The sequence below is a fragment of the Prevotella sp. P3-122 genome (genome assembly GCF_002251365.1).
In the GTDB taxonomy this organism is placed as follows: Bacteria; Bacteroidota; Bacteroidia; order Bacteroidales; family Bacteroidaceae; genus Prevotella.
This window is the reverse complement of the sequence record NZ_NPJH01000074.1, coordinates 1-4,158: the sequence shown is the minus strand read 5'-3', so window position 1 is coordinate 4,158 and position 4,158 is coordinate 1. Positions and strand designations below refer to the sequence as shown.

Genomic DNA, 4,158 nt, shown 5'->3' with positions numbered 1-4,158 from the left:
TAAAGGTACGAAAAATACTTGAGAATAAAGACGATTCTGAGTTAAACAACTATAACAAAACAAACAAAATCACACGACTGGTAACGAATCTAACCTACGTGGCTATAGTTTTCGGACAGTCTCCCCCGAAACGACACACACATATATATAATTGCGCCACTTGAAACGCTTTGCTATTCCCACGTTAATAGTTATCCATAACAAAACTATCAAAAACCATATCGTAGTCTGGGTCTTGAATGACACTAACGACCAATGACCATTAACAATGCCGTCTGCTACAATACCGAATACATAAAACAAACAAATATATTTTGCCAACTTCACTATTCGCCTGCAAAGTTTTCCATCATTGACGTCTGTCGATTCAAACATACCGGACAACAAGAAGAAAAGAGGAACATAAAAGGAGTTCAATATGCTGTTCCAATTCTCATAGACAGGACTTTTGACAAACGGTTCCGAAGGAATGATATGAGAAGCTATTATCAGCATCATACCTACAGCCTTTGCATTGTCTATATGTATTAATCTCTCTTTCATTACACATTAGCTATTATTTCCCTCAACTTCTTCTCCAAAGTCTCATAATATCCCCAAATAACGTCCTCAGCCCCTTCTACGAATCGCTTTTGGCAAGCAAAGTCCATATACTTTTTCTCATCGGAGTTAAGCTCGGAAACAAGTTTTACTGTAGAAGTATTGTCCTTATCCATTTCAAAGAAAACGACAGCTTCCTTATTAAACACATCGCAATCCGGATTATTATCACTTCCCCAATAAATTGGTATGCAGCCACCTTGTATTGCCTCTAGAAGTTTCTCTGTCACGTATCCCTTGGCGTTTGAATTTTCCGGAGTAAGATTGAAACGATAATTCTTCAACCACCTAACTTTGTCGTCACCATATTCTTTTTTCAGAGAATCATCGTTGTGCATCCAACGCCCACAACTATCAACCTTATCAATAGTTGACAAATCATTAAAAATCATCTCACGCCCTTTATCTCCGTGACTGCAAAGGAATGAACAAAATTTGCGATTATTATAAGATTTACCTACAGGCAAGTTCCATTTTTCAATCTTACCTTTAATAGATTCGAATGTTTCCATTGAATCTAAAGCCCAAGTTATCCAAAATGGAATATGGATATACTTAGGATTATCATTTATATCATCAAAACCAATTGACAAATCAATAGAGGGTTCATTGAGCATGAAATCATGCCATTCTTTACGAAAGGCTAAATTTTCACGGGCAAAAAATATCCTGAAATCGCAGGGCTGATATTTTATAGCCCATTGTGGACCACATATCGTAAAAACACCAACTTTTAACTTAGACCTATTTTTCAATAATCCCCTACCCTCTATAAATTTTGGTAACCATAAATCCTGTTCAAAGAAAGGTGGAAACCAATTATATAGTTTTGTCTGATAATCTTTTGAAAACAGCAAACCTCTACGATGCTGTCTATACCATTCCTTATAATATTGTAATGTATCTACTACTCTCATTTCTCTAATCTTAATAATGAATAAACCTATGTGCCATTCTCCACATACTCATTCGTAACATAAAGAAGCCGAGTTTCCATTTCAAGCTCTTCAATGCCGAAATCTGTTGTTTATATAGGCACAATCCTTCCCTTGTTTCTTCTTTCGTCAAGACATCGTATATAAATCCTTCCGTAAAGATTCCAAAAGAAACTTTCTCTATAATGCTATTGGCATCTGCTACATGGAGCAACTCCCGTAGCTTATCCCGAAACCGCAAACGCATCTCGTATGTCTTACGTGTGAAGTGACGGGTTATAGAAGTGTCATTTGCCACATAATGATAAAACGCCATTGGAAGATATGTTATTTTCACTTCCGGATGCTGTAATAATTGCACCCATACAAGCAAATCTTCACAATGGTTTATTCCTTTGAAAAACTTTGCATTATACTTCTTGTATAAGTCAGTGCGAACAAGTTTATGCCACAATGCACCAAATAGTTTGTTGGCAAACATATCTTGAAGTACTTGCTCAGGAGAAAGTTCCGATGGCTGCTGCTTACATATAGTCTCACCATGTTTGGAGCTAATAAAATAATCAGCAATAACAACATCGGCATCTTCTGCCTTTGCCTTTGCATAAAGTTCTTCCAACATTGTGGAATCCATCCAGTCGTCTGCATCAGCATGAATACAAAATTCTCCTTTGGCATTATCAACTCCCAACTGACGAGCCATAGCTACCCCCTCATTCAGTTTATGAAAGACCTTAAAGCGTCTGTCTTTAGCAGAATACTCATCGAGTATCCTGCCCGACTCATCAGTGCTGCCATCGTCTATCATAAGCACCTCAAATTCATGTAAGGTTTGAGCAAGAATACTATCGAGCATCTTCCTAATTGAATCCGTGGCATTGTATACAGGTATGATTATTGAAACTTTCTGCATCTAACGAAAACGTTTAAAAACCTTTCCAACAAATTTCTGTCTAACCATTTGTTTCGTTTCTGCATTCATTGCAAACGAATACATCACGCCAATGGTACAAATAACAGCTAAAGAACAAACAACAAGAAATCTCAACAATCCTTCTGTCATCATCTCTCTGACAATGTATGGTATTATACATGCTATTGCTATCAATAGATAATTTTTTGCCATAATTTGAATAAAAAATCTACCAGAAGGGAAATTAATATATCGCTTACTAATCCATAAATTTGCAAACATTCCAAGTATCTGAGGAACCAAAGTTATAAGATAAGTAACAACGGGACTATACCCCAACTTTAAGAACAAGTAAACTAATGGCAATTGTATAACAGGAATAGTATTTCCAATTAAAGCCATTTGCTTGATATGTCCAGAAGCTATGATCGCTTTGTCTATCATAATATATGAATTGACAATAAGTGATGAAATGATTGTAATTTTTATAAATGCTGATGTATATTGTGGAACCTCCGTCAGCCAAATCTTTAATACATAATCAATTTCCATAAAAACTGGTACGGCAAATATAGCAAGAAGGAACAATGTATATTGTGTAATATTGAAAATTAATTTTTCAAAGTGTTCTTTATCATTTGCTCCGTAATACTTTACAAGCTGTGGTTCTGCTGCAATTATAAAGCCATTTACAAACTGGCTTATTGTGAACGTAACTGTATTAGCCAAGCCCCTTGCTGCATTTACCAACGTACTGAAGAATATGTTCAACAAAATCGATACTCCTTGAGTATTGCCCACTTGAAAAACGTTAGCAACAACTGACCATCCTGAAAAATTCACCATTTCCTTCAATAATTTACGATTCACTCTTAGAGAAAATAGGCATTCTGTAAAATTTCTGATACAGTAAATACGATATACACTGATGTTAATAACACAGACTCCAAGTAACAACGCTGAATAAATTATCAGTTTATCACCTGGTATAAAAATCAGCAAAAACAGAACTGCAACTTTCGCTACGGTTTCAAATATGCTCATAAAAGCATATATACTAAAATTTTCGTGGGAAGTGACCGCAGCTGCATAAGGCGTTTGCGTAATACTCAGAAAGACTGTAAGTACAGAAAACTGAAAGACCCAGTTAGCTGCCCCCATTCTATCTGGAGCAATATTTAGTTGTGAATTAAGAAACCATATTCCAAATGTTTCCAATAACACTACTACAACAACTCCTACAATCAAATGGATTACAAAAGCTGTAGAAAAAGTATCTTTTAATATCTGGGCGTCTCCCTTACCCAAATTCAGGGACAGAAACCTACGGGTTCCGGTCTGAAGTATACTGTTCAAGACAGTAAACATGGAGACAAAACCTCCTACTACATTATTAACGCCGTAATCAGAAGCACCAAGTTTCTCCAAAACAATTCTTGTAGTAAAAAAACTCAATGCCATTATTATAAATTGGCGTAAATAAAGGTAAACTGTATTTTTTAATATCCGTTTATTGTTATCTTCCATTCAACTTTACATTAATCTTGAAAACACGGAGCATATCTTAGTCTTTAGACTGAGCAAAGGATTGTTTGCATACCATCTCAATGATATTCCGCTTATTTTTTTTATATCATCAAAGTTATTGGGATAAATAATATAACTGGTCATATTGCTTGTCTTGATAGTAAACTTACGTTTATAAAAATG

The 4,158-nt window shown here is 35.4% G+C and carries 4 protein-coding genes; all 4 read right to left on the bottom strand.

Features of this window, described 5'->3' with window-relative positions:
• Nucleotides 1-102 precede the first annotated feature (102 nt).
• From CIL02_RS17000 to CIL02_RS11265, 4 genes are read right to left on the bottom strand one after another with little or no spacing between them, the layout of a single operon-like run.
• Nucleotides 103-543, bottom strand: coding sequence for an acyltransferase family protein (locus CIL02_RS17000; protein WP_094401778.1), 441 nt, complete (start codon nt 541-543; stop codon nt 103-105).
• Complete coding sequence (locus CIL02_RS11275) at nt 543-1,517, bottom strand: glycosyltransferase family 10 domain-containing protein (protein WP_094401776.1); 975 nt, start codon at nt 1,515-1,517, stop codon at nt 543-545. Before CIL02_RS11275 ends, CIL02_RS17000 begins: the two co-directional genes overlap by 1 nt.
• Nucleotides 1,518-1,527: 10 nt before the next feature.
• Nucleotides 1,528-2,391, bottom strand: coding sequence for a glycosyltransferase (locus CIL02_RS11270; protein ID WP_240513658.1), 864 nt, complete (start codon nt 2,389-2,391; stop codon nt 1,528-1,530).
• A 57-nt stretch (nt 2,392-2,448) separates the two neighbouring features.
• Nucleotides 2,449-3,975: a lipopolysaccharide biosynthesis protein gene (locus tag CIL02_RS11265; RefSeq protein ID WP_094401773.1), complete on the bottom strand. Its 1,527-nt coding sequence runs from the start codon at nt 3,973-3,975 to the stop codon at nt 2,449-2,451.
• Nucleotides 3,976-4,158: the final 183 nt, after the last annotated feature.

Coding starts and splice junctions, on each gene's coding strand:
- CIL02_RS17000 (WP_094401778.1), bottom strand. CDS start 543: ATGAAAGAGAGATTAATACATATAGACAATGCAAAGGCTGTAGGTATG.
- CIL02_RS11275 (WP_094401776.1), bottom strand. CDS start 1,517: ATGAGAGTAGTAGATACATTACAATATTATAAGGAATGGTATAGACAG.
- CIL02_RS11270 (WP_240513658.1), bottom strand. CDS start 2,391: ATGCTCGATAGTATTCTTGCTCAAACCTTACATGAATTTGAGGTGCTT.
- CIL02_RS11265 (WP_094401773.1), bottom strand. CDS start 3,975: ATGGAAGATAACAATAAACGGATATTAAAAAATACAGTTTACCTTTAT.